Genomic DNA, 21495 nt, shown 5'->3' on the forward strand with positions numbered 1-21495 from the left:
GCTCTTCTATCGCCTCGAGACTACCAAGGCACGGGCCGGTACGTGAAAAAGGCAAGACGCGGATTTTAAAGGAAAATCCGCGTCCGTGCCAGACTTCTTACTTGTCGAGACCAGCCGGCGGCCAGTTTTCGAGCTTCATGCCGAGCGTGAGACCGCGGGAAGCGAGCACTTCCTTGATCTCGTTGAGCGACTTGCGACCCAGATTCGGGGTCTTGAGCAGCTCGTTCTCGGTACGCTGGATCAGGTCGCCGATGTAGTAGATGTTCTCGGCCTTCAGGCAGTTCGCCGAGCGAACCGTGAGTTCGAGATCGTCCACCGGACGCAGCAGGATCGGATCGATCTGCGGTGCGCGCGACGGGGCTTCCGCCGCCGTTTCCGTGCCTTCCAGTGCAGCGAACACCGACAGCTGATCCACGAGGATGCGCGCCGACTGGCGGATCGCTTCCTCAGGCGAGATCACGCCGTTGGTTTCGATGTTCATCACGAGCTTGTCGAGGTCGGTACGCTGTTCGACACGCGCGCTTTCCACTGCGTAGCTCACGCGGCGAACCGGCGAGAACGAAGCGTCCAGCACGATGCGGCCGATGATCTTGGCCGACTCGTCGCCGTAACGGCGCACGTTGCCCGGCACGTAGCCGCGGCCCTTCTCGATCTTGATCTGGACGTCGAGCTTGCCGCCCTTCGTCAGATGCGCAACGACGTGTTCCGGGTTGATGACTTCGCAGTCGTGCGAGAGTTCGATGTCGCCAGCGGTGACAACGCCTTCGCCTTCCTTGCGCAGCGTAACCGTCACTTCGTCACGGTTATGCAGCTTGAAGACCACACCCTTCAGGTTCAACAGCAGGTTGACCACATCCTCTTGCACACCATCGAGCGTCGAGTATTCGTGCACGACGCCTGCGATCGTCACTTCGGTCGGCGCGTAGCCCACCATCGACGACAGCAGCACGCGCCGAAGCGCGTTACCCAAGGTATGGCCATAACCGCGTTCGAACGGCTCCATGACCACTTTCGCGTGGTTGTCGCCGAGCGATTCCACAGCGATGATCTTGGGTTTCAACAAACTGGTTTGCATAGGTTTTCCTTTTCAATACCCTCGGCTCGTTACACCGATAAGGCTGAGATGGCCACAACCTGAAAAAAACAGCCGAGGCTTCCTCCTGCGCGAAGCACAGAGGTTACCCCGGCCGTCAATTCGATTAACGCGAATACAATTCGACGATCAGGCTTTCGTTGATGTCGCCAGCGATGTCGCTGCGCTCCGGCACGCCCTTGAACGTACCTTCGAACTTCTTCGCGTCGACTGCGACCCAGCCTGCGATGCCGCCTTGCTCTGCCAGCGAGAGGGCTTCAGCGATACGCGCCTGCTTCTTCGCCTTTTCGCGAATAGCGACGACGTCGCCTGCCTTCACTTGCATCGACGGGACGTTAGCAACGACGCCGTTCAGCGTGAGAGCCTTGTGGCTCACGAGCTGACGCGCTTCAGCGCGGGTCGATGCGAAGCCCATGCGGTACACGACGTTGTCGAGACGCGATTCGAGCAGTTGCAGCAGGTTTTCGCCGGTGTTGCCCTTGCGACGGTCAGCTTCCGCGAAGTAGCGGCGGAACTGACGCTCGAGCACGCCGTAGATACGCTTCACTTTTTGCTTCTCGCGCAGCTGCGTGCCGTAGTCGGACGTGCGCGCACCCGAGGTGCGGCCGTGTTGACCCGGCTTGCTGTCGAGCTTGCACTTGTCAGCGAGCGAGCGGCGTGCGCTCTTCAGGAAGAGGTCGGTGCCTTCACGGCGGGACAGCTTGGCCTTCGGGCCGATATAACGTGCCACGTTGCTTTCCTTCGATAATTGATCACGCGAAGCCTGAAACGGGGAGACCCCGCGACTCGCGCTAGTCCGGCCCTTTGGACCGAACGGTGGGCTTAGTCAATTCAATAGCGCCGAGAGCCTGGGACGCCGTTACCGGCGGCTCAGGCAGTCGGCAAGCGCGACGCCTTAGATACGACGGCGCTTCGGCGGACGGCAGCCGTTGTGCGGGACCGGCGTCACGTCGGAGATCGCGGTGATCTTGATGCCAAGACCATGCAGCGCGCGCACCGCCGATTCGCGACCCGGGCCGGGGCCCTTGATACGCACTTCGAGGTTCTTGACGCCGTATTCCATTGCAACACGGCCAGCCGATTCAGCTGCGACCTGAGCTGCGAAGGGCGTCGACTTACGCGAACCCTTGAAGCCCTGACCGCCCGACGTTGCCCAGGCGAGTGCATTGCCTTGACGGTCGGTGATCGTGATGATCGTGTTGTTGAACGACGCGTGAACGTGAACCACGCCCTCGGCGACGTTCTTCTTAACCTTCTTGCGAACGCGTTGCGCCGCGGAGTTGTTCGAAGCCTTAGCCATTACGTTTTCCTGTAACTGTCAGAACCGCTTACTTCTTCAGCGACTGTGCTGCGCGGCGCGGACCCTTGCGCGTACGTGCGTTGGTACGCGTACGCTGGCCACGCAGGGGCAGGCCCTTGCGATGGCGCACGCCGCGGTAGCAGCCGAGATCCATCAGGCGCTTGATGTTCATCGTCGTTTCACGGCGGAGATCGCCTTCGACGACAAACTTGCCCACTTCATCACGCAGCTTTTCGAGATCCGCGTCGGTCAGGTCCTTGACCTTCTTGTCAAACGAGACACCAGCAGCGACGCAGATGTTGCGCGAACGCGTGCGGCCGATACCGAAGATCGCCGTAAGGCCGATTTCCGTGTGCTGGTGGTTCGGGATGTTAACCCCTGCGATACGAGCCATTGTTTTTCCTCAAACAAAAAGCGCAAGCAAAAAGCGCGCTGATCAGCCTTGACGCTGCTTGTGGCGCGGGTCCGTGCTGCAAATCACGCGAACGACGCCGTTGCGCTTGATGATTTTGCAGTTACGGCACATGCGCTTTACCGATGCCATCACTTTCATGATATTACCCTTTTTCTAAATCACTTCGCCCGGAACACGATCCGCGCACGCGACAGATCGTAAGGCGTCAACTCAACCGTCACCTTGTCGCCCGGAAGGATGCGGATATAGTGCATCCGCATCTTCCCGGAAATATGCCCAAGGACCACATGGCCGTTTTCCAGTTTCACCCGGAAAGTAGCGTTAGGGAGGTTTTCTATGACCTCACCTTGCATCTGGATCACATCGTCTTTGGCCATATGTCCTTCAGCGCATCGGGACTCCGCCACCCTTGAAGTTCGCCTTCTTGAGCAGCGATTCGTATTGTTGCGACATGACGTACGACTGCACCTGCGCCATGAAGTCCATTGTGACGACGACAATGATCAGCAGCGACGTGCCACCAAAATAAAACGGCACATTCCAGCGCAGCACCAGAAACTCCGGCAGCAGGCAGACGAACACGATATAGATCGCACCGGCCAGCGTCAGACGCGTGAGGATGCGGTCGATATAGCGAGCCGTCTGATCGCCCGGGCGGATGCCAGGTACGAACGCGCCACTCTTCTTCAGGTTGTCGGCCGTTTCCCTGCTGTTGAACACCAGTGCGGTGTAGAAGAAGCAGAAGAAGACGATCGCCAACGCATACAGCAACACGTACACGGGTTGGCCGGGCTTGAGAGCTTCAGCCAGGTTGTGCAGCGTGTCTGCGAACCAGTTGGATCGCGAACCCGAGCTGAACCAATTCAGAATCGTTGCCGGGAACAGGATGATCGACGATGCGAAGATCGGCGGAATCACGCCCGACATGTTCAGCTTGAGCGGCAGGTGGGACGACTGCCCGCCGTAAATCTTGTTACCGACCTGACGCTTCGCATAGTTCACGAGGATCTTGCGCTGGCCGCGTTCGATGAACACCACCAGGTACGTCACAGCCGCGATCAGCGCCACGATGATGATCGCCGAGACGGGGCCCATCGAGCCGGTGCGAACCAGTTCGAACAGACCGCCAATCGCATTCGGGAAGCCCGCTGCGATCCCGCCGAAGATGATGATCGAAATGCCGTTGCCGAGACCGCGTTCCGTGATCTGCTCACCAAGCCACATCAGGAACATCGTGCCCGTCACGAGCGTTACGACCGTCGTCAGGCGAAACACCATGCCCGGATCGATCACGAGGCCAGGCTGGTTTTCCAGCGCGACCGCGATGCCAAACGCCTGAAACGTCGCCAGCACCACCGTGAAGATCCGCGTGTACTGCGTGATCTTGCGTTGTCCGGCCTGCCCTTCCTTCTTCAGCGCTTCCAGCTGCGGCGAGACGATCGCCATCAGCTGCAGGATGATCGACGCCGAAATATACGGCATCACACCCAGCGCGAAGATCGTGAAGCGAGACAGCGCGCCACCCGAGAACATGTTGAACATGCCCAGGATGCCGCCCGACTGGCTTTGAAAGAGCTTCGCCAGCTGGTCTGGGTCGATACCCGGAACCGGAATGTGCGCACCGATACGATAAACGACCAGCGCCAGCAGCAAGAACATTGCACGCCGACGCAGGTCGCCGAACTTCGGAGCGCTGCGACCGGTTTTTGCGAGACTCGGGCTAGTAGCCAAGTAGCTTCTCCGATGCAGATGTTAGTGACGGCGGGCGAACCCGCGCGCACCACTCACAATCACTCGGCAAAAGAACCGCCTGCTGCTTCAATCGCAGCACGCGCATTCTTCGTCGCACCCAGGCCCTTCACGACGACCTTACGCTTGATCTCGCCGGTGGCGATGATCTTCGCGCTCTTGGTCAGTTCGCCAACCAGGCCTGCCTGCTTGAGAGCCAACAGATCGATTTCGTCGACCGGCAGCTTCTCGATGTCGGCGAGGCGCACTTCACCGACGAATTCCTTCGTCAGCGAGGTGAAGCCACGCTTCGGCAGACGACGCTGCAGCGGCATTTGACCGCCTTCGAAGCCAACCTTGTGGAAGCCGCCCGAACGCGATTTCTGACCCTTGTGACCACGGCCAGCGGTCTTGCCGAGGCCGGAGCCGATGCCGCGACCGACGCGACGCTTTGCGTGCTTCGCGCCTTCTGCCGGCTTCAGGTTATTCAATTCCATTTTCAACTCCTGGAGTCTTGGTCGACCGCTTAGCCGATGACCTTAACGAGGTACGAGACCTTGTTGATCATGCCGCGCACAGCCGGCGTATCCTGCAGCTCGGAGACCGAGTTCAGGCGACGCAGGCCGAGACCGCGCACGGTGGCACGGTGCGTTTCGCGGGTCCCAATCAGGCTCTTGACGAGCTGAACCTTGACAGTTTTTTCAGACATAGTGCCCACCCTTAGCCCAGAATGTCTTCGACGGACTTGCCGCGCTTCGCCGCGATGTCAGCCGGGGTCGACTGCTTGCGCAGACCGTCCAGCGTTGCACGAACGAGGTTGTACGGGTTCGTCGAACCGTGGCTCTTGGCCACGACGTTCTGCACGCCCATCACGTCGAACACTGCGCGCATCGGGCCGCCGGCGATCACGCCCGTACCAGCCTTCGCCGGAGCGAGGAGGACGACCGATGCGCCATGCTTGCCGTGCACTTCGTGTTGCAGGGTGCCGTTCTTCAGGGGCACCTTGAACATGTTGCGACGAGCTTGTTCCATCGCCTTCTGGACAGCGACGGGCACTTCTTTCGACTTGCCCTTGCCCATACCGACGCGGCCATCACCATCGCCAACCACGGTCAGTGCGGCGAAGCCGAGAATACGGCCACCCTTCACGACCTTGGTCACGCGATTGACCGAAATCATTTTTTCACGAAGGCCGTCGTCGCGTTCGTCAGCCTGAACTTTCGCTTGCATCTTTGCCATGACGAATTCCTTCCTTAGAACTTGAGCCCGGCTTCGCGCGCTGCATCAGCCAGCGCCTTGACGCGGCCGTGGTAGCGGAAACCCGAGCGGTCAAAGGCGACGGATTCGATGCCGGCGGCCTTAGCCTTTTCTGCGATACGCTTGCCGATCAGCGAGGCAGCGGCGACATTGCCACCCTTGCCCGACTGGTCAGCCAGTTGCGCACGCACTTCGGCTTCAAGCGTCGATGCGCTGGCCAGCACCTTGGTGCCGCAGGGCGAGAACACTTGCGCGTAAATGTGCGTGTTCGTGCGATGCACGGCCAGGCGCGCGACTTGCAGCTCAGCGATCTTGAGACGCGTCTGACGAGCGCGGCGCAGGCGAGATTGAGTCTTATCCATGATTGCGCACCCTTACTTCTTCTTCGTTTCTTTGAGGATCACAACCTCGTCGGCGTAACGCACACCCTTGCCCTTGTAGGGCTCAGGCGGGCGATAACCGCGCACTTCGGCTGCGGTTTGGCCGACTTTCTGCTTGTCGATCCCCTTGATCACGATTTCCGTTTGCGACGGGGTTTCGGCCTTCACGCCTTCCGGCATCTGGTGCACCACGGGGTGCGAGAAACCCAGCGACAGGTTCAGCTTGTCGCCTTGTGCTTGAGCACGGTAACCGACGCCAACCAGCGTCAGCTTGCGCTCGAAACCCTTCGTCACGCCCTGCACCATGTTCGCGACGATCGCGCGCATCGTGCCCGACATTGCGTTTGCTTCGCGGCTGTCGTCGGCCGGCTCGAACTTGAGCGTGCCGTTGTCGTTCACCACCTTCACGAGGCGGTTCGCAGCTTGCGAAATCGTGCCCAGCGCGCCCTTGACGGTAATCTTCTCGTCGCTGAGCGTCGCTTCTGCGCCTTGCAGCGCGACCGGGCTCTTACCTACTCGAGACATGTTTCTTCTCCTTAGGCCTTAAGCGACGTAGCAGATAACTTCGCCGCCGACGCCAGTAGCGCGCGCCTTGCGGTCCGTCATCACACCCTTGGGCGTCGACACGATCGCAACGCCGAGGCCATTCATGACCTGCGGGATGTCGTTGCGGCCGCGGTACACGCGCAGACCCGGCTTCGAGACGCGTTCGATGCGCTCGATAACGGGACGGCCAGCGTAGTACTTCAACGCGATGTTCAATTCCGACTTCGCACCTTCGGTTTTCACCGCGAAGTCGTCGATATAACCTTCGTCCTTCAGAACCTGCGCAATCGCAATCTTCACTTTCGACGAGGGCATAGCAACCGAAACTTTCTCGACCATCTGCGCATTGCGGATGCGAGTCAGCATATCGGCGATAGGATCACTCATGCTCATTTATGTTTCTCCTATTACCAGCTCGCCTTGGTGATGCCAGGGATCTCACCACGGAACGCGATTTCACGAATCTTGTTACGTGCGAGACCGAATTTGCGGAACGTGCCACGCGGACGACCCGTGATCGCGCAGCGGTTACGCTTGCGGGTCGGGTTCGAGTTGCGGGGCAGTTGTTGCAGTTCGAGGCGAGCTGCGTAACGCTCTTCTTCCGACTTGCTTTGGTCGTCGATGATCGCCTTCAGCTCTGCGCGCTTCGGCGCAAATTTCGCTGCCAGACGAGCGCGCTTCTTTTCACGTTCGATCAGTGCCAGTTTAGCCACGGTAACCTCAGTTTCTGAACGGGAACTTGAAGCTGGCGAGCAGTGCCTTTGCTTCTTCGTCGGTCTTCGCGGTCGTCGTGATGCTGATGTTCAGCCCACGCAGCGCGTCGATCTTGTCGTAGTCAATTTCGGGGAAAATGATCTGCTCTTTCACACCGATGTTGTAGTTACCACGGCCATCGAACGCCTTGCCCGACACGCCACGGAAGTCGCGCACGCGGGGGAGCGCAACCGTCACGAAACGGTCCAGGAATTCGTACATTGCCTGGCCACGCAGCGTGACCATCGTGCCGATCGGGTAGCCTTCACGAATCTTGAAACCGGCGATTGCCTTGCGCGACTTCGTCACGACAGGCTTCTGACCGGCGATCTTCGTGAGGTCGCCCACGGCGTGCTCAAGTACTTTCTTGTCAGCAACGGCTTCACCGACACCCATGTTCAGGGTGATCTTGGTGAGGCGCGGCACTTCCATGATCGACTTGTAACCGAACTTCTCGATCAGGCCGGGAACGACCTTCTCTTTATAAAATTCTTGCAAACGTGCCATTTTTTACTCCGCAGCGTCAGGCGCTCAGAACAGCACCGGTCGTCTTAAGGAAACGAACCTTCTTGTCCCCTTCGACCTTGATGCCCACGCGCGACGGCTTGCCGTTCGCGTCGACCAATGCGACGTTCGAGATAGCCAGCGGCATTGCCTTGGCTTCAACGCCACCCGTCGTACCCTTCATGGGGTTCGGCTTAACATGCTTCTTCGCGATGTTGATGCCTTCGACGGTCACGCGGTCTTCGCCAATTGCCACCACGACGCCGCGCTTGCCCTTGTCTTTGCCAGTGACGACAATAACTTCGTCACCCTTGCGAATCTTGTTCATCGCGACTCCTTACAGCACTTCCGGCGCCAGCGAAACGATCTTCATGAATCGTTCGCTACGCAGCTCACGCGTAACCGGCCCGAAAATACGGGTGCCGATCGGCTCAAGCTTGGTGTTCAAAAGCACGGCGGCGTTGCCATCGAACTTGATCAGCGAGCCGTCTTGACGGCGCACGCCCTTCGCGGTGCGAACCACAACAGCGTTGTAGATTTCGCCCTTTTTCACGCGCCCGCGCGGCGTTGCTTCCTTGACGGTCACCTTGATGATGTCGCCAATGCTGGCATAACGACGCTTCGAGCCGCCGAGCACCTTGATGCACATGACTTCACGCGCACCCGTGTTGTCGGCTACTTCAAGCCGAGTTTCGGTCTGGATCATGGTTTATCTATCCCAACTTAATCCGGTCGCGCCACCATGGCACATCCGGTCAGTCTTGGTCCCGTCAGCCGCGCCGCCACTAGAACGACCGCTCAGCTGCTTGGGTATGAACAGCAGCGACGGCAAACGAAACCGGCCATCGCATTCCGGTGAATCTTGCTAACCCGGACTGGCGCCCGGATTTTGCTTCCCCTTTCATGTTTACCCGCTGCTTTGCCAACAGCGAACCCATAAAGAGGGAAGACCAAGACTATAACTCGATAATCTTGGTCTAGCAAGCGAAATCTTCTGCGATTTCAACTACTTCTGCATCCCGGGGGAGAACCCCGGGATGTTTCATCATCTGAAACGGACGTTTTAGATGACGCGTGCTGCTTCTACCAGCTTCGACACGGTCCAGGCCTTCGTCTTCGACAGCGGACGGGTCTCCTGGATTTCAACGAGGTCACCCTCGTTGTACGTGTTCGACTCGTCGTGAGCGTGGTACTTCTTCGACTGCACGACGTACTTGCCGTAGATCGGGTGCTTGACGCGGCGCTCGACCAGGACGGTGACCGTCTTGTCCATCTTGTTGCTGACGACTTTGCCGACCAGCGTCCGCTTAAGCGAGGTTTTCACGCTTTCGTTCATTTCTGGTTCGCCTTCTGAGTCAGGACGGTCCGCACACGTGCGATGTCGCGACGAACCTTCTTCAGCTGGCTCGTGTTCGTGAGCTGCTGGGTCGCGAGTTGCATGCGCAGGCCGAATTGCGCCTTCAAGAGGTCCGACAGCTCTTGATCGAGCGCGGCCTTGTCTTTCTGAAGAAGTTCAGATGCCTTCATCATTAACTCCTTAGGCGCCGAGCTGGCGAACCATGAAGACCGTCTTCAGCGGCAGCTTCGCTGCAGCCAGACGGAACGCTTCACGGGCCAGTTCTTCGGACACACCATCCATTTCGTACAGCATCTTGCCCGGTTGAATCTCTGCGACGTAGTACTCAGGGTTACCCTTACCGTTACCCATACGCACTTCCGCCGGCTTTTGCGAGATCGGCTTGTCCGGGAAGATACGGATCCAGATGCGGCCGCCACGCTTGATGTGACGCGTCATTGCACGACGCGCCGCTTCAATCTGACGCGCGGTCAGGCGACCACGACCGATAGCCTTCAGACCGTATTCGCCGAACGAAACTGCGTTGCCGCGAGTTGCGACGCCGGTGTTACGACCCTTCTGCTCTTTGCGATACTTCCTGCGTTTCGGTTGCAGCATCGTTATTCTCCACTCTTGCCGTCACCGCCGGCAGCGCCACGGCGCGGTGCGCCACGGCGTGCGCCCGGTGCACCTTCGCCATCACGGCGCGGACGACGATCGCCCGGACGCGCGTTGCGGCGCGGACGCTTTTCTTCGGCGACTTCTTCCACCACCGGTGCGTCGTTGCGGCCGAGCGTGTCGCCCTTGTAGACCCAAACCTTCACGCCGATGATGCCGTACGTCGTCTTCGCTTCCGAGGTTGCGTAGTCGATGTCAGCACGCAGCGTGTGAAGCGGCACTCGACCTTCGCGGTACCACTCGGTACGTGCGATTTCGATACCGTTCAGACGGCCGGCGCTCATGATCTTGATGCCTTGGGCACCCAGACGCATCGCGTTCTGCATCGCGCGCTTCATTGCGCGACGGAACATGATGCGGCGCTCGAGCTGCTGCGTGATCGAGTCGGCGATCAGCTGCGCGTCGGTTTCCGGCTTGCGGATTTCTTCGATGTTCACGTGAACCGGAACGCCCATGCGCTTCTGGAGTTCGGCCTTGAGGAGTTCGATGTCCTCGCCCTTCTTGCCGATCACCACACCCGGGCGCGAGCTGTAAATCGTGATGCGAGCGTTCTTTGCCGGACGCTCGATCACAACACGGCCCACCGAAGCGTTCTTCAGCTTCTTCTTCAGGTATTCACGAACACCGATGTCTTCCTTCAACATCGCCGCGAAATTGTTGTTGTTCGCGTACCAACGCGAAGCCCAATTGCGGCTGACGGCCAAACGGAAGCCAGTCGGATGAATTTTCTGTCCCATCGTATGGCTCCTTAATTCCCGACCGTCACAGTGATGTGACAGGATTGCTTCTCGATGCGGTTGCCGCGGCCCTTGGCGCGCGCGGTGAAACGCTTCAGCGAAGCCGCCTTGTCGACGTAGATGCTCTTGATCTTGAGCTCGTCGATGTCAGCGCCTTCGTTGTGTTCCGCGTTTGCGATCGCCGAGAGCACAACCTTTTTCACGATGCCAGCCGCTTTCTTCGGCGAGAACGTCAGAACGTTCAGTGCCTTGTCGACCGGCAGACCGCGGATCTGGTCAGCCACAAGGCGCGTTTTCTGCGCCGAGATGCGGGCACCGCGATGAATTGCCTTCACTTCCATCTTGATTGCCCCTTATTTCTTGGCCTTCTTGTCGGCCGCGTGACCCTTGAACGTACGGGTCAGTGCGAACTCGCCAAGCTTGTGGCCGACCATGTTTTCCGTGACATACACGGGAACGTGTTGACGGCCGTTATGAACGGCGATCGTCAGGCCGATAAAGTCCGGCAGGATCGTCGAGCGACGCGACCAGGTCTTGATCGGTTTTTTGTCACGCGATGCTGCAGCTGCCTCAACCTTCTTCAGCAAATGGGCGTCGCAGAACGGACCTTTCTTAATAGAACGTGCCATTGCCTACTCCTTAGCGCTTGTGACGGCGCTGGACGATCATGCTCGTCGTGCGCTTGTTGCTACGGGTGCGGTAGCCCTTAGCCGGCGTGCCCCACGGGCTAACCGGATCGCGACCTGCAGCAGTCTTGCCTTCACCACCACCGTGCGGGTGATCAACCGGGTTCATTGCAACGCCGCGGACCGTCGGGCGGATGCCGCGCCAGCGGTTCGCACCAGCCTTACCGATTTGACGGAGGCTGTGTTCTTCGTTGCCAACTTCACCGATCGTCGCGCGGCACTCGACGTGGACGCGGCGGATTTCGCCCGAACGCAGACGAACCTGCGCGTAGACGCCTTCGCGTGCCAGCAGCATTGCCGACGTACCAGCCGAACGCGCGATCTGCGCGCCCTTGCCCGGCAGCATTTCGATGCAGTGGATCGTCGTACCGACCGGGATGTTACGGATCGGCAGAGCGTTACCCGACTTGATCGGCGCTTCCGAACCCGACATCAGCGGCTGGCCAACCACCGCGCCCTTCGGGGCGATGATGTAGCGACGCTCACCGTCTGCGTACAGAACCAGCGCGATGTTCGCACTACGGTTCGGGTCGTATTCCAGGCGTTCGATCTTTGCCGGAATGCCGTCCTTCGTACGACGGAAGTCGATCACACGGTAGTGCTGCTTGTGACCACCACCCTTGTGACGGGTCGTGATGCGACCATTGTTGTTACGGCCAGCCGTCGTGGATTGCGTGTCGAGCAGCGCGGCGAACGGCTTACCCTTATGCAGATCCTTGTTGACGATCTTGACCATCGCGCGGCGACCCGGCGAAGTCGGCTTAACTTTCACGATTGCCATGATTACTTGGCCTCCGCTTCAAAGTTGATTTCCTGGCCGGGCTTCAGGCAGACGTACGCCTTCTTCACGTCCTTGCGCTTGCCGTTGAAGCGGCCAAAGCGCTTGGCTTTACCCTTCTGGACCAGCACGTTGACGGAGTCGACTTCCACCTTGAACATCAGCTCGACAGCAGCCTTGACTTCCTGCTTCGTCGCATCCGGGGCGACTTCGAAGACGACTTGTTCGTTCTTCTCCGCCACCAGCGTCGCCTTTTCGGAGATCACCGGCGCGAGCAGGACCTGCATCAAACGATGATCGTTCTTGCGAATCTCGCTCATGACAGCAACTCCTCGATCTGGGCGACCGCTGCCTTCGTGATCAGGATCTTCTTGAAGTAGATCAGCGAGAGGGGGTCGGCAAAACGCGGCTCAACGACTGCCACGTGGGGCAGGTTGCGCGACGCGAGAAACAGGTTCTCGTCGACCGTGTCGGTGATGACCAGCACGGATTCGAGACCCATGGCCTTGAACTTTTCGGCCAGCAGCTTCGTCTTCGGCGCTTCGAGCGACAGCTCTTCGACGACCGAGATGCGGCCTTCACGGGCCAGCTGCGAGAAGATCGAGCAGAGGCCTGCGCGATGCATCTTCTTGTTGACCTTGTGAGCGAAGTTTTCTTCCGGCGAATTCGGGAAGATGCGACCACCGCCACGCCACAGCGGGCTCGACGACATACCGGCACGAGCGCGGCCCGTACCCTTCTGACGCCACGGCTTCTTGGTGGTGTGCTTGACCTGCTCACGGTCCTTCTGCGCGCGGTTACCGCTGCGCGCGTTCGCCTGATAGGCGACAACGATCTGATGGATCAGCGCTTCGTTGTAGTCACGGCCGAACACGACGTCCGACGCGTTAACTGCTGCGCCTTCCTGACCATTAGCGTTCAGGAGCTTCAGTTCCATTATTGCGCTCCTTTCTTGACGCGTGCCTTGACAGCCGGCGTCACGAAAACCTTGCCGCCCTTTGCACCCGGCACGGCACCCTTGACCAACAGCAGGCTACGCTCTGCGTCGATACGGGCGATTTCGAGGTTTTGCACCGTCACGGTTTCGTCACCCATGTGACCGGTCATGCGCTTACCCGGGAAAACACGACCCGGATCCTGCGCCATACCGATCGAGCCCGGCACATTGTGCGAGCGCGAGTTACCGTGCGAAGCACGACCCGAAGCAAAGTTGTAACGCTTGATGGTACCGGCGTAGCCCTTACCGATCGAGGTGCCTTGCACATCGACCTTCTGGCCTTCCGAGAAGAGGTCCACACCGATCACGGCGCCATTCGACAGCTCGGCAGCCTTGGCGGCGTCGATCTGGAATTCCTTGAGGATTTCACCGGCTTGAACACCGGCTTTGGCGAGATGACCTGCGATCGGCTTCGTCACGCGCGAAGCGCGGCGCGTACCGAACGCAACCTGCACGGCCGTGTAGCCGTCGGTTTCAACAGTCTTGATCTGCGTCACGCGGTTGTCGGACACGTCCAGCACGGTCACGGGAATCGAATCCCCTTCGGCCGTGAAGATACGGGTCATGCCAACCTTGCGACCTACGAGTCCAAGGCTCATCGTTTTCTCCATTCCCGACTGCGATTGGTCGGGGCTAATTTACAAAGTACCGGCGTGTTTCCGAGGTAAAGGCTCGCAAGGCACACCGATTTTTTTGCGCAAATGCGCGAAAAGACGTCAAGTATAACGCCCTCCCACGATTTCCGCAAGCAATCAAAGACTTAGCGCGATCAGGTCATCCTGGCCGCGCTCGAGACTCTTACTGCAGCTTGATTTCGACGTCCACGCCAGCCGGGAGGTCCAGCTTCATCAGCGCGTCAACGGTCTTGTCCGTCGGGTCGACGATGTCCATCAGGCGCAGGTGGGTGCGGATTTCGAGCTGGTCGCGCGACGTCTTGTTGACGTGCGGCGAGCGCAGGATGTCGAAACGCTGGATACGCGTCGGCAGCGGCACCGGACCGCGGACGATTGCGCCCGTGCGCTTCGCCGTATCGACGATTTCAGCAGCCGACTGGTCGATCAGGCGGTAGTCGAAAGCTTTCAGGCGGATACGGATTTTTTGGTTCTGCATGACGATTCCTTAAAAAGAGCGAGGCGGACTTGCGCCGCCAGACAATATAAAGAGCGCAGGACCACCCTGCGGCAAGACGCCGCCGGATGGTCCCAGGGTACATCAACTTCTACAGCAAGCCGAGTATTCTACTCGATTTACTCGATGATCTTCGCGACGACGCCGGCGCCGACGGTACGGCCACCTTCGCGGATTGCGAAGCGCAGACCTTCTTCCATCGCGATCGGAGCGATCAGCTTCACCGTGATCGACACGTTGTCGCCCGGCATGACCATTTCCTTGTCCTTCGGCAGCTCGATCGAGCCCGTCACGTCCGTCGTACGGAAGTAGAACTGCGGACGGTAGTTGTTGAAGAACGGCGTGTGGCGGCCGCCTTCGTCCTTGCTCAGCACGTACACTTCAGCCGTGAAGTGCGTGTGCGGCGTGATCGAACCCGGCTTGGCCAGAACCTGGCCGCGCTCGACGTCTTCACGCTTCGTGCCGCGCAGCAGGATACCGACGTTGTCGCCTGCCTGACCCTGGTCGAGCAGCTTGCGGAACATTTCCACGCCCGTGCAGGTCGTCTTCACCGTCGGCTTGATACCGACGATTTCGATTTCTTCGCCGACCTTGACCAGGCCACGCTCGATACGACCCGTCACCACCGTGCCACGACCCGAGATCGAGAACACGTCTTCGACCGGCATCAGGAAGGCGCCGTCAACTGCGCGCTCCGGCGTCGGGATGTACGTGTCCAGCGCGTCGGCCAGGCTCATGATCGCCACTTCACCCAGCTCGCCCGTGTCGCCTTCCAGCGCCAGCTTGGCCGAACCCTTGACGATCGGCGTGTCGTCGCCCGGGAAGTCGTACTTCGACAGAAGTTCGCGCACTTCCATTTCGACCAGCTCGAGCAGCTCGGCGTCGTCGACCATGTCGCACTTGTTCAGGAAGACGATGATGTACGGAACGCCAACCTGACGTGCCAGCAGGATGTGCTCACGCGTCTGCGGCATCGGGCCGTCAGCAGCCGAGCAAACCAGGATCGCGCCGTCCATCTGTGCCGCGCCCGTGATCATGTTCTTCACATAGTCAGCGTGGCCCGGGCAGTCGACGTGTGCGTAGTGGCGGTTAGCCGTTTCGTACTCGACGTGCGCGGTGTTGATGGTAATACCACGTGCCTTTTCTTCCGGTGCCGCGTCGATCTGGTCGTAAGCCTTGGCTTCGCCGCCGAACTTCTTGGTCAGAACCGTCGTGATAGCTGCCGTCAGCGTGGTCTTGCCGTGGTCAACGTGACCGATCGTGCCGACGTTGACGTGCGGCTTGGTCCGTTCGAATTTACCTTTTGCCATGTTTCTCTTCTTTCAAAAAAGTGGTGAATCGGTGACTGGGCGATGCGAACCGGACCCATGTCCGGTTCGCCGCATGGTCAACTGAATGCCGATGCTTACTTCGCCTTCGCGCTGATGATCGCGTCGGCCACGTTACGCGGTGCTTCTGCGTAGTGCTTGAATTCCATCGTGTACGTTGCGCGACCTTGCGACAGCGAGCGCAGCGACGTCGAGTAGCCGAACATTTCCGACAGCGGCACTTCGGCGCGAACGATCTTGCCGCCGCCAACCATGTCTTCCATGCCCTGGACGATACCGCGACGGCCCGACAGGTCGCCCATCACGTTGCCCATGTAGTCTTCCGGCGTTTCGACTTCGACAGCCATCATCGGTTCGAGGATGACCGGCTGAGCCTTGCGCATTGCTTCCTTGAACGCCATCGAACCGGCCATGCGGAACGCATTTTCGTTCGAGTCAACGTCGTGGTACGAACCGAACGTCAGGTGAACCTTGACGTCGACGACCGGGAAGCCCGCCAGCACGCCGGCCTTGAGCGTTTCCTGGATACCCTTGTCGACCGCGGGGATGAATTCACGCGGAATCACACCACCCTTGATCTCGTCCAGGAACTCGTAGCCCTTGCCCTGCTCGTTCGGCTCAAGCGTAATGACAGCGTGACCGAACTGGCCGCGACCGCCCGACTGCTTGACGAACTTGCCTTCGACGTCCTTCGCCGTTGCGCGGATCGTTTCGCGGTATGCAACCTGCGGCTTGCCGACGGTCGCTTCCACGTTGAATTCACGCTTCATACGGTCGACCAGAATTTCGAGGTGGAGCTCGCCCATACCCGAAATGATGGTCTGGCCCGATTCCTCGTCCGTCTGGACGCGGAACGACGGGTCTTCCTGTGCCAGGCGGTTCAGGGCGAGGCCCATCTTTTCCTGGTCAGCCTTGGTCTTCGGCTCGACGGCCTGCGAAATCACCGGCTCCGGGAAAATCATGCGTTCCAGGATGATCGGGTTCGCCGGGTCGCACAGCGTGTCGCCCGTGGTTGCTTCCTTCAGGCCAACGGCTGCGGCGATGTCGCCTGCACGAACTTCCTTGATTTCTTCGCGGTTGTTCGCGTGCATCTGCAGAATACGGCCAAGGCGTTCCTTCTTGCCCTTGGTCGAGTTCAGCACCGTATCGCCCGAGTTGACGACGCCCGAGTACGCGCGGAAGAAGATCAGCTGGCCGACGAACGGGTCGGTCATGATCTTGAACGCGAGTGCCGAGAACTTCTCGTCGTCGGCTGCGCGGCGCTCTGCCTTCTCACCGTTTTCGAGTTCGCCCGTGACCGGGGGAATGTCCACCGGCGACGGCAGGAAGTCGATCACGGCGTCGAGCATACGCTGCACGCCCTTGTTCTTGAACGCGGTGCCGCACAGCATCGGCTGGATTTCGCAAGCGATGGTACGGTCGCGGATTGCCTTGACGACTTCCGCTTCGGTCAGCTCTTCGCCGCCGAGGTACTTTTCCATCAGCTCTTCGCTGGCTTCAGCAGCCGACTCGATCATCTTTTCGCGCCATTCGTTGCACGAGTCAACGAGTTCAGCGGGGATGTCGACGTAGTCGAACTTCGTGCCTTGCGACGCTTCGTCCCAAATGATCGCCTTCATCTTGATCAGGTCGACCACGCCCTGGAACGTGTCTTCTGCGCCGATCGGCACCACGACCGGAACCGGGTTCGCCTTCAGACGCGTCTTCAGCTGGTCATAGACCTTGAAGAAGTTCGCGCCCGTACGGTCCATCTTGTTGACGAACGCGAGACGGGGAACCTTGTACTTGTTCGCCTGGCGCCACACGGTTTCCGACTGGGGCTGAACGCCGCCCACTGCGCAGTAGACCATGCATGCACCGTCGAGCACGCGCATCGAGCGCTCAACTTCAATCGTGAAGTCGACGTGGCCCGGGGTGTCGATGATGTTGATGCGGTGCTCGGGGTAGTTACCGCCCATGCCCTTCCAGAACGCGGTCGTAGCAGCGGAGGTAATCGTGATGCCACGCTCCTGCTCCTGCTCCATCCAGTCCATGGTCGCGGCGCCGTCGTGAACTTCACCAATCTTGTGGTTCACGCCGGTGTAAAACAGAATGCGCTCGGTCGTCGTCGTCTTGCCGGCGTCGATGTGAGCGCTAATACCGATGTTACGGTAGCGCTCGATAGGAGTCTTGCGAGCCACTTTGATCCTCTATCGGGAGGTGCGCGCCGGGGCCGAACCCGACCGGGTCGATCCCAACGCGCCTGAACACAAACGGGCGAGGCGCTTGATAAGCGCACCCGCCCGGAATTTTTTCCGTCTTTTGAGTCAACCCCAGAAGGGGTTTTCTCTTAGAAGCGGAAGTGCGAGAACGCCTTGTTCGCTTCTGCCATCCGGTGAACTTCGTCGCGCTTCTTCATCGCGCCGCCACGGCCTTCGGCCGCTTCGGAGAGTTCACCTGCCAGACGCAGGGCCATCGACTTCTCGCTGCGCTTCTTCGCGGCTTCACGCAGCCAACGCATCGCCAATGCCATACGACGCGAGGGGCGCACTTCGACCGGAACCTGATAGTTCGCACCACCAACGCGGCGGCTCTTCACTTCCACCACCGGCTTCACGTTGTTGAGCGCGACAGTGAACACTTCCAGCGGGTCCTTGCCACCCTTGGTCTGGATCTGTTCGAAAGCGCCGTACACGATACGCTCGGCAACCGACTTCTTGCCGGAGAGCATCAGCACGTTCATGAACTTGGCTACATCAACGTTGCCGAACTTCGGATCCGGCAACACTTCCCGCTTGGGGACTTCGCGACGACGCGGCATGTTTCTTCCTTTAACTTTTCAGTTGAAGCGTGGATGGAACCCTACGCTCCGCGGCCACCAACTAACCCGATTCATCTCACGACTTACCAGCCTGGTCGGGTGACCACTTACTCGACAGCACCGGCCAATCCGGCACCTGTCGCTTTTATCGCCAACGCCCGAAAGCGCAGACGACGCTCGACTCTTACTTCGCAGCCTTCGCGCGCTTCGCGCCGTACTTCGAACGAGCCTGCTTACGATCCTTGACGCCCTGGGTATCCAGCGAGCCGCGAACCATGTGGTAACGCACACCCGGCAAGTCCTTCACACGGCCGCCGCGGATCAGCACAACCGAGTGTTCCTGCAGGTTGTGGCCTTCACCACCGATGTACGAAATGACTTCGAAGCCGTTCGTCAGACGAACCTTGGCAACTTTACGAAGTGCCGAGTTCGGCTTCTTCGGCGTCGTCGTGTACACACGCGTGCACACGCCGCGACGCTGAGGGCAGTCCTGCAGGGCCGGCGACTTGCTCTTCGTGACTTCCGAAGTGCGGCCTTTGCGAACCAGTTGATTGATGGTTGGCATTGTTTATTCCTGAAATTGAACAAAATCGACGCGTTTATTTCCGGGCAAAGCGGAAAACCACGCATCTAAACTCCTACGAGAATTCCGGCTCCTAAAACTGGCGCCTGCGACGCACACACCTGGAGCGCACTCCGAAGTGCTTTTACGCCGAATTAGTCAAACTAACTGACGTGCGCAGACAACCCAAGAACCGGAACCCAGCATGATATTCCGAAAATACCAAGCAAGTCAACGGCTTGCGGTATTTCGGACGACGGAAGAAGTGTGCGGCGTGTTGCGGTGCGGCAGCGATAAAACGCACGCTCACCGGTAAATGACAGCGCCGCAGCGCGCGGAAAAGCCGGCATTCTCGCTGCGGCGCGCCTCAGGCGGTTTGGGACGCCGGAATGACGGTGCGCACGCGCCATGGCGGTCACGCACCGATCGCGCATCGGTGGTGCTTTCAACCCTTTTTCGACTCTCTTTCGGCTCGCGATTGTCGCCGCCGGCCGGCGCTCACTCGTCGCCGACCACCTCGACGAGCTCCTCGCCGAAACGCTCGAGCTTACGCGCGCCGATACCCGGAATGTCACGCAGATCGTCGACCGATTCGGGGCCGTTGCGCGCGATTTCCGCCAGCGTGGCGTCGTGGAAGATCACGTAGGCGGGCACGCCCTCGCTCTTGGCCGTATCGGTGCGCCACAGGCGCAGGCGCTCCCAGCGCGCGCGCTGACGCGGGCTCATACCCACGGTCGGATCGGCGCGCTCGCTGGTGCGGCTCGACGACGCGCGGGTGCGCGTGGGCTTCACGTAGCGGCGCATCGTGACCTGCTGCTCGCCCTTGAGCACCGCCTTGCTCGCCTCCGTGAGCACGAGCGCGCCGAAGCCCTCGTGGTCGACGGTCAGATAGCCGAACGCCACCAGCTGACGGAAGATCCCGCGCCACTCGGCCTCGGACAGCGCCGCGCCGATGCCGAAAGTCGAGATCTTCTCGTGGCCGCGCTGCAGGATTTTCTCGTTGCGATTGCCGCGCAGAATGTCGATCAGGTGGCCCGCGCCGAAATTGAAGCCGCTCGCGCGCTGCGCGCGGAACACGCAGGACAGCGCCATCTGCGCCTCGCGCGTCGCGTCCCACGTGGCGGGCGGCTCGATACAGCTGTCGCAGTTGCCGCAGGGCTGACTCTCTTCGCCGAAATACGCGAGCAGGCGCACACGGCGGCAAGTGGCCGTTTCACATAGGCCGAGCAGCGCGTCGAGCTTGCCGGTCTGCACGCGCTTGTGCTGCTCGTCGGCGTCGGACTCGTCGATCATCTTGCGCTGCTGCACCACGTCGCCGAGGCCATAGGCCATCCAGGCATTGGCCGCCAGCCCGTCGCGGCCCGCGCGGCCGGTTTCCTGGTAGTAGCCTTCGACGCTCTTCGGCAAATCCAGATGCGCGACGAAGCGCACATCCGGCTTGTCGATGCCCATGCCGAACGCGATGGTCGCGCACATCACCACGCCCTCTTCGCGCTGGAACAGCTCCTGATGCTTCTGGCGCACCTCGAATTCCATGCCGGCGTGATACGGCAGCGCGCGCACGCCCTGCCCCTTCAGCCACTCCGCGGTTTCCTCGACCTTGCGGCGCGAGAGGCAATAGACCACGCCCGCGTCGGTCGTGCCGTCGGCGCGCGTGTGCTCCGCGCGGATGAAATCGAGCAGCTGGGTACGCGCATTGTCCTTTTCGACGATGCGATAGCGGATATTCGGCCGGTCGAAGCTCGACACGAACACGCGCGCGTCGTCGAGCGCGAGACGATGCATGATCTCGTCGCGCGTGATCGCGTCGGCGGTGGCCGTGAGCGCGATGCGCGGTACGTTCGGGAAGCGCTCGTGCAGCACCGACAGCTGAATGTACTCGGGGCGGAAATCGTGCCCCCATTGCGACACGCAGTGCGCCTCGTCGATCGCGAACAGGCCGATGCGCGTGCGCTCGAGCAGTTCGAGAAAGCGCGACGTCATCAGGCGCTCGGGCGCCACGTAGAGCAGATCGAGGTCGCCTTCGCGCAGCGCGCGCTCGGTGGCGGCCGCCTCGGCGCCGGTGAGCGTCGAATTGAGATACGCCGCGCGCACGCCGACTTCGGTCAGCGCGGCCACCTGGTCCTGCATCAGCGCGATCAGCGGCGACACCACGATGCCGGCGCCGAGGCCCGCCTCGTGGCGTACCAGCGCGGGAATCTGGTAGCAGAGCGATTTCCCGCCGCCGGTGGGCATGAGGACCAGCGAATCGCCGCCGCCCGCGACATGCTCGACGATCTCGGCTTGCTGCCCTCTAAAGGCGGGATAACCGAAGACTTCGTTGAGGATTTCGAGCGAACGGGACATGAAGGCGGCGACGGTGGGTAAGGAGGAGGCGTGAAGCGAAGGCGGTGGACCGGATTTTACCAACCCGGGCGCGCCTTGACCGCCGCAACCGCGAAGATTAGCCATCAGGCCAGGGGGCGGCGCAGATAAGGCGAGGGAAAAGC

General features: G+C 60.2%; 33 protein-coding genes. All 33 read right to left on the bottom strand.

The window, feature by feature from the left end:
* Window positions 1–97 precede the first annotated feature (97 nt).
* Window positions 98–1075, bottom strand: coding sequence for a DNA-directed RNA polymerase subunit alpha (locus U4Y88_RS33775; RefSeq protein ID WP_027819335.1), 978 nt, complete (start codon window positions 1073–1075; stop codon window positions 98–100).
* A 124-nt stretch (window positions 1076–1199) separates the two neighbouring features.
* Window positions 1200–1823, bottom strand: coding sequence for a 30S ribosomal protein S4 (rpsD, locus tag U4Y88_RS33780; RefSeq protein ID WP_224018146.1), 624 nt, complete (start codon window positions 1821–1823; stop codon window positions 1200–1202).
* Window positions 1824–1988: 165 nt separating this feature from the next.
* Window positions 1989–2393 carry a 30S ribosomal protein S11 gene (gene rpsK / locus U4Y88_RS33785; RefSeq protein ID WP_006052224.1) on the bottom strand — a complete coding sequence of 135 codons (405 nt, stop codon included), beginning with the start codon at window positions 2391–2393 and terminating at the stop codon, window positions 1989–1991.
* Window positions 2394–2421: 28 nt separating this feature from the next.
* Window positions 2422–2787 (bottom strand): 30S ribosomal protein S13, encoded by a 366-nt coding sequence (gene rpsM, locus U4Y88_RS33790; RefSeq protein WP_205993805.1) that lies wholly within the window; start codon window positions 2785–2787, stop codon window positions 2422–2424.
* Between the two features lie 42 nt (window positions 2788–2829).
* Entirely contained in the window at window positions 2830–2946 is a 117-nt protein-coding gene (gene rpmJ, locus U4Y88_RS33795) for a 50S ribosomal protein L36 (RefSeq protein WP_027797300.1), read from the bottom strand.
* Between the two features lie 20 nt (window positions 2947–2966).
* A complete protein-coding gene (infA, locus tag U4Y88_RS33800) occupies window positions 2967–3185 on the bottom strand; it encodes a translation initiation factor IF-1 (RefSeq protein WP_004521905.1) in 219 nt (72 codons plus the stop codon).
* Between the two features lie 7 nt (window positions 3186–3192).
* Window positions 3193–4539 (bottom strand): preprotein translocase subunit SecY, encoded by a 1347-nt coding sequence (gene secY / locus U4Y88_RS33805; protein ID WP_224018144.1) that lies wholly within the window; start codon window positions 4537–4539, stop codon window positions 3193–3195.
* A gap of 59 nt (window positions 4540–4598) precedes the next feature.
* A complete protein-coding gene (rplO, locus tag U4Y88_RS33810) occupies window positions 4599–5033 on the bottom strand; it encodes a 50S ribosomal protein L15 (RefSeq protein WP_027797298.1) in 435 nt (144 codons plus the stop codon).
* 29 nt (window positions 5034–5062) lie between these two features.
* Window positions 5063–5245: a 50S ribosomal protein L30 gene (gene rpmD, locus U4Y88_RS33815; protein WP_010106952.1), complete on the bottom strand. Its 183-nt coding sequence runs from the start codon at window positions 5243–5245 to the stop codon at window positions 5063–5065.
* An 11-nt stretch (window positions 5246–5256) separates the two neighbouring features.
* Window positions 5257–5775 carry a 30S ribosomal protein S5 gene (rpsE, locus tag U4Y88_RS33820; protein ID WP_028206522.1) on the bottom strand — a complete coding sequence of 173 codons (519 nt, stop codon included), beginning with the start codon at window positions 5773–5775 and terminating at the stop codon, window positions 5257–5259.
* A 14-nt stretch (window positions 5776–5789) separates the two neighbouring features.
* Complete coding sequence (rplR, locus tag U4Y88_RS33825) at window positions 5790–6155, bottom strand: 50S ribosomal protein L18 (RefSeq protein WP_027819343.1); 366 nt, start codon at window positions 6153–6155, stop codon at window positions 5790–5792.
* A 12-nt stretch (window positions 6156–6167) separates the two neighbouring features.
* A complete protein-coding gene (gene rplF / locus U4Y88_RS33830) occupies window positions 6168–6698 on the bottom strand; it encodes a 50S ribosomal protein L6 (protein ID WP_065062784.1) in 531 nt (176 codons plus the stop codon).
* 18 nt (window positions 6699–6716) lie between these two features.
* Window positions 6717–7112, bottom strand: coding sequence for a 30S ribosomal protein S8 (rpsH, locus tag U4Y88_RS33835; RefSeq protein ID WP_027819345.1), 396 nt, complete (start codon window positions 7110–7112; stop codon window positions 6717–6719).
* A 14-nt stretch (window positions 7113–7126) separates the two neighbouring features.
* On the bottom strand, window positions 7127–7432 hold the full coding sequence (gene rpsN, locus U4Y88_RS33840) for a 30S ribosomal protein S14 (RefSeq protein ID WP_027819346.1): 306 nt from the start codon (window positions 7430–7432) through the stop codon (window positions 7127–7129).
* A gap of 7 nt (window positions 7433–7439) precedes the next feature.
* Entirely contained in the window at window positions 7440–7979 is a 540-nt protein-coding gene (gene rplE, locus U4Y88_RS33845) for a 50S ribosomal protein L5 (protein ID WP_065062786.1), read from the bottom strand.
* 16 nt (window positions 7980–7995) lie between these two features.
* The gene (gene rplX, locus U4Y88_RS33850) at window positions 7996–8304 is read right to left on the bottom strand and encodes a 50S ribosomal protein L24 (RefSeq protein ID WP_310631335.1); all 309 of its coding nucleotides are present in this window, start codon (window positions 8302–8304) and stop codon (window positions 7996–7998) included.
* Between the two features lie 9 nt (window positions 8305–8313).
* Window positions 8314–8682, bottom strand: coding sequence for a 50S ribosomal protein L14 (rplN, locus tag U4Y88_RS33855; protein WP_006998478.1), 369 nt, complete (start codon window positions 8680–8682; stop codon window positions 8314–8316).
* Window positions 8683–9039: 357 nt separating this feature from the next.
* The gene (rpsQ, locus tag U4Y88_RS33860; protein ID WP_065062790.1) at window positions 9040–9312 is read right to left on the bottom strand and encodes a 30S ribosomal protein S17; all 273 of its coding nucleotides are present in this window, start codon (window positions 9310–9312) and stop codon (window positions 9040–9042) included.
* Entirely contained in the window at window positions 9309–9503 is a 195-nt protein-coding gene (rpmC, locus tag U4Y88_RS33865) for a 50S ribosomal protein L29 (protein WP_027819350.1), read from the bottom strand. Before rpmC ends, rpsQ begins: the two co-directional genes overlap by 4 nt.
* A 10-nt stretch (window positions 9504–9513) precedes the next feature.
* Complete coding sequence (gene rplP / locus U4Y88_RS33870; RefSeq protein ID WP_027797288.1) at window positions 9514–9930, bottom strand: 50S ribosomal protein L16; 417 nt, start codon at window positions 9928–9930, stop codon at window positions 9514–9516.
* A gap of 2 nt (window positions 9931–9932) precedes the next feature.
* Window positions 9933–10727 carry a 30S ribosomal protein S3 gene (gene rpsC, locus U4Y88_RS33875; protein ID WP_028213348.1) on the bottom strand — a complete coding sequence of 265 codons (795 nt, stop codon included), beginning with the start codon at window positions 10725–10727 and terminating at the stop codon, window positions 9933–9935.
* A gap of 11 nt (window positions 10728–10738) precedes the next feature.
* Complete coding sequence (gene rplV / locus U4Y88_RS33880) at window positions 10739–11068, bottom strand: 50S ribosomal protein L22 (RefSeq protein ID WP_004199272.1); 330 nt, start codon at window positions 11066–11068, stop codon at window positions 10739–10741.
* A gap of 12 nt (window positions 11069–11080) precedes the next feature.
* Window positions 11081–11356, bottom strand: a complete 276-nt coding sequence (gene rpsS / locus U4Y88_RS33885) for a 30S ribosomal protein S19 (protein ID WP_006998484.1) — start codon at window positions 11354–11356, stop codon at window positions 11081–11083.
* Window positions 11357–11366: 10 nt separating this feature from the next.
* A complete protein-coding gene (gene rplB, locus U4Y88_RS33890; RefSeq protein WP_224018140.1) occupies window positions 11367–12194 on the bottom strand; it encodes a 50S ribosomal protein L2 in 828 nt (275 codons plus the stop codon).
* Window positions 12195–12196: 2 nt separating this feature from the next.
* On the bottom strand, window positions 12197–12511 hold the full coding sequence (rplW, locus tag U4Y88_RS33895) for a 50S ribosomal protein L23 (protein WP_065062794.1): 315 nt from the start codon (window positions 12509–12511) through the stop codon (window positions 12197–12199).
* A complete protein-coding gene (gene rplD, locus U4Y88_RS33900; protein WP_065062797.1) occupies window positions 12508–13128 on the bottom strand; it encodes a 50S ribosomal protein L4 in 621 nt (206 codons plus the stop codon). The genes rplW and rplD overlap by 4 nt, the downstream gene beginning before the upstream one ends.
* The gene (gene rplC / locus U4Y88_RS33905) at window positions 13128–13787 is read right to left on the bottom strand and encodes a 50S ribosomal protein L3 (protein ID WP_065062826.1); all 660 of its coding nucleotides are present in this window, start codon (window positions 13785–13787) and stop codon (window positions 13128–13130) included. The genes rplD and rplC overlap by 1 nt, the downstream gene beginning before the upstream one ends.
* Before the next feature lie 199 nt (window positions 13788–13986).
* Window positions 13987–14298, bottom strand: a complete 312-nt coding sequence (gene rpsJ / locus U4Y88_RS33910) for a 30S ribosomal protein S10 (RefSeq protein WP_017777154.1) — start codon at window positions 14296–14298, stop codon at window positions 13987–13989.
* Window positions 14299–14435: 137 nt separating this feature from the next.
* Window positions 14436–15626, bottom strand: a complete 1191-nt coding sequence (gene tuf / locus U4Y88_RS33915; RefSeq protein WP_158951573.1) for an elongation factor Tu — start codon at window positions 15624–15626, stop codon at window positions 14436–14438.
* Window positions 15627–15721: 95 nt separating this feature from the next.
* The gene (fusA, locus tag U4Y88_RS33920; protein WP_065062799.1) at window positions 15722–17824 is read right to left on the bottom strand and encodes an elongation factor G; all 2103 of its coding nucleotides are present in this window, start codon (window positions 17822–17824) and stop codon (window positions 15722–15724) included.
* A 149-nt stretch (window positions 17825–17973) separates the two neighbouring features.
* A complete protein-coding gene (rpsG, locus tag U4Y88_RS33925; protein ID WP_006053291.1) occupies window positions 17974–18444 on the bottom strand; it encodes a 30S ribosomal protein S7 in 471 nt (156 codons plus the stop codon).
* A gap of 184 nt (window positions 18445–18628) precedes the next feature.
* Window positions 18629–19009 (bottom strand): 30S ribosomal protein S12, encoded by a 381-nt coding sequence (gene rpsL, locus U4Y88_RS33930; RefSeq protein ID WP_027821136.1) that lies wholly within the window; start codon window positions 19007–19009, stop codon window positions 18629–18631.
* A 495-nt stretch (window positions 19010–19504) separates the two neighbouring features.
* Window positions 19505–21352 (bottom strand): DNA helicase RecQ, encoded by a 1848-nt coding sequence (gene recQ / locus U4Y88_RS33935; protein WP_224017206.1) that lies wholly within the window; start codon window positions 21350–21352, stop codon window positions 19505–19507.
* Window positions 21353–21495 lie beyond the last annotated feature (143 nt).

The sequence above is a fragment of the Paraburkholderia sp. J94 genome (assembly GCF_905220285.1).
GTDB classification, from domain to species: Bacteria; Pseudomonadota; Gammaproteobacteria; order Burkholderiales; family Burkholderiaceae; genus Paraburkholderia; species Paraburkholderia tropica_A.

Excerpts from the sequence above, each read along its gene's own strand:
- U4Y88_RS33775 (WP_027819335.1), bottom strand. The coding sequence starts at position 1,075 with ATGCAAACCAGTTTGTTGAAACCCAAGATCATCGCTGTGGAATCGCTC.
- rpsK (WP_006052224.1), bottom strand. The coding sequence starts at position 2,393 with ATGGCTAAGGCTTCGAACAACTCCGCGGCGCAACGCGTTCGCAAGAAG.
- rpsM (WP_205993805.1), bottom strand. The coding sequence starts at position 2,787 with ATGGCTCGTATCGCAGGGGTTAACATCCCGAACCACCAGCACACGGAA.
- rpmJ (WP_027797300.1), bottom strand. The coding sequence starts at position 2,946 with ATGAAAGTGATGGCATCGGTAAAGCGCATGTGCCGTAACTGCAAAATC.
- infA (WP_004521905.1), bottom strand. The coding sequence starts at position 3,185 with ATGGCCAAAGACGATGTGATCCAGATGCAAGGTGAGGTCATAGAAAAC.
- rplO (WP_027797298.1), bottom strand. The coding sequence starts at position 5,033 with ATGGAATTGAATAACCTGAAGCCGGCAGAAGGCGCGAAGCACGCAAAG.
- rpmD (WP_010106952.1), bottom strand. The coding sequence starts at position 5,245 with ATGTCTGAAAAAACTGTCAAGGTTCAGCTCGTCAAGAGCCTGATTGGG.
- rpsE (WP_028206522.1), bottom strand. The coding sequence starts at position 5,775 with ATGGCAAAGATGCAAGCGAAAGTTCAGGCTGACGAACGCGACGACGGC.
- rplR (WP_027819343.1), bottom strand. The coding sequence starts at position 6,155 with ATGGATAAGACTCAATCTCGCCTGCGCCGCGCTCGTCAGACGCGTCTC.
- rplF (WP_065062784.1), bottom strand. The coding sequence starts at position 6,698 with ATGTCTCGAGTAGGTAAGAGCCCGGTCGCGCTGCAAGGCGCAGAAGCG.
- rpsH (WP_027819345.1), bottom strand. The coding sequence starts at position 7,112 with ATGAGCATGAGTGATCCTATCGCCGATATGCTGACTCGCATCCGCAAT.
- rplE (WP_065062786.1), bottom strand. The coding sequence starts at position 7,979 with ATGGCACGTTTGCAAGAATTTTATAAAGAGAAGGTCGTTCCCGGCCTG.
- rplX (WP_310631335.1), bottom strand. The coding sequence starts at position 8,304 with ATGAACAAGATTCGCAAGGGTGACGAAGTTATTGTCGTCACTGGCAAA.
- rplN (WP_006998478.1), bottom strand. The coding sequence starts at position 8,682 with ATGATCCAGACCGAAACTCGGCTTGAAGTAGCCGACAACACGGGTGCG.
- rpsQ (WP_065062790.1), bottom strand. The coding sequence starts at position 9,312 with ATGAACGAAAGCGTGAAAACCTCGCTTAAGCGGACGCTGGTCGGCAAA.
- rpmC (WP_027819350.1), bottom strand. The coding sequence starts at position 9,503 with ATGAAGGCATCTGAACTTCTTCAGAAAGACAAGGCCGCGCTCGATCAA.
- rplP (WP_027797288.1), bottom strand. The coding sequence starts at position 9,930 with ATGCTGCAACCGAAACGCAGGAAGTATCGCAAAGAGCAGAAGGGTCGT.
- rpsC (WP_028213348.1), bottom strand. The coding sequence starts at position 10,727 with ATGGGACAGAAAATTCATCCGACTGGCTTCCGTTTGGCCGTCAGCCGC.
- rplV (WP_004199272.1), bottom strand. The coding sequence starts at position 11,068 with ATGGAAGTGAAGGCAATTCATCGCGGTGCCCGCATCTCGGCGCAGAAA.
- rpsS (WP_006998484.1), bottom strand. The coding sequence starts at position 11,356 with ATGGCACGTTCTATTAAGAAAGGTCCGTTCTGCGACGCCCATTTGCTG.
- rplB (WP_224018140.1), bottom strand. The coding sequence starts at position 12,194 with ATGGCAATCGTGAAAGTTAAGCCGACTTCGCCGGGTCGCCGCGCGATG.
- rplW (WP_065062794.1), bottom strand. The coding sequence starts at position 12,511 with ATGAGCGAGATTCGCAAGAACGATCATCGTTTGATGCAGGTCCTGCTC.
- rplD (WP_065062797.1), bottom strand. The coding sequence starts at position 13,128 with ATGGAACTGAAGCTCCTGAACGCTAATGGTCAGGAAGGCGCAGCAGTT.
- rplC (WP_065062826.1), bottom strand. The coding sequence starts at position 13,787 with ATGAGCCTTGGACTCGTAGGTCGCAAGGTTGGCATGACCCGTATCTTC.
- rpsJ (WP_017777154.1), bottom strand. The coding sequence starts at position 14,298 with ATGCAGAACCAAAAAATCCGTATCCGCCTGAAAGCTTTCGACTACCGC.
- tuf (WP_158951573.1), bottom strand. The coding sequence starts at position 15,626 with ATGGCAAAAGGTAAATTCGAACGGACCAAGCCGCACGTCAACGTCGGC.
- rpsG (WP_006053291.1), bottom strand. The coding sequence starts at position 18,444 with ATGCCGCGTCGTCGCGAAGTCCCCAAGCGGGAAGTGTTGCCGGATCCG.
- rpsL (WP_027821136.1), bottom strand. The coding sequence starts at position 19,009 with ATGCCAACCATCAATCAACTGGTTCGCAAAGGCCGCACTTCGGAAGTC.
- recQ (WP_224017206.1), bottom strand. The coding sequence starts at position 21,352 with ATGTCCCGTTCGCTCGAAATCCTCAACGAAGTCTTCGGTTATCCCGCC.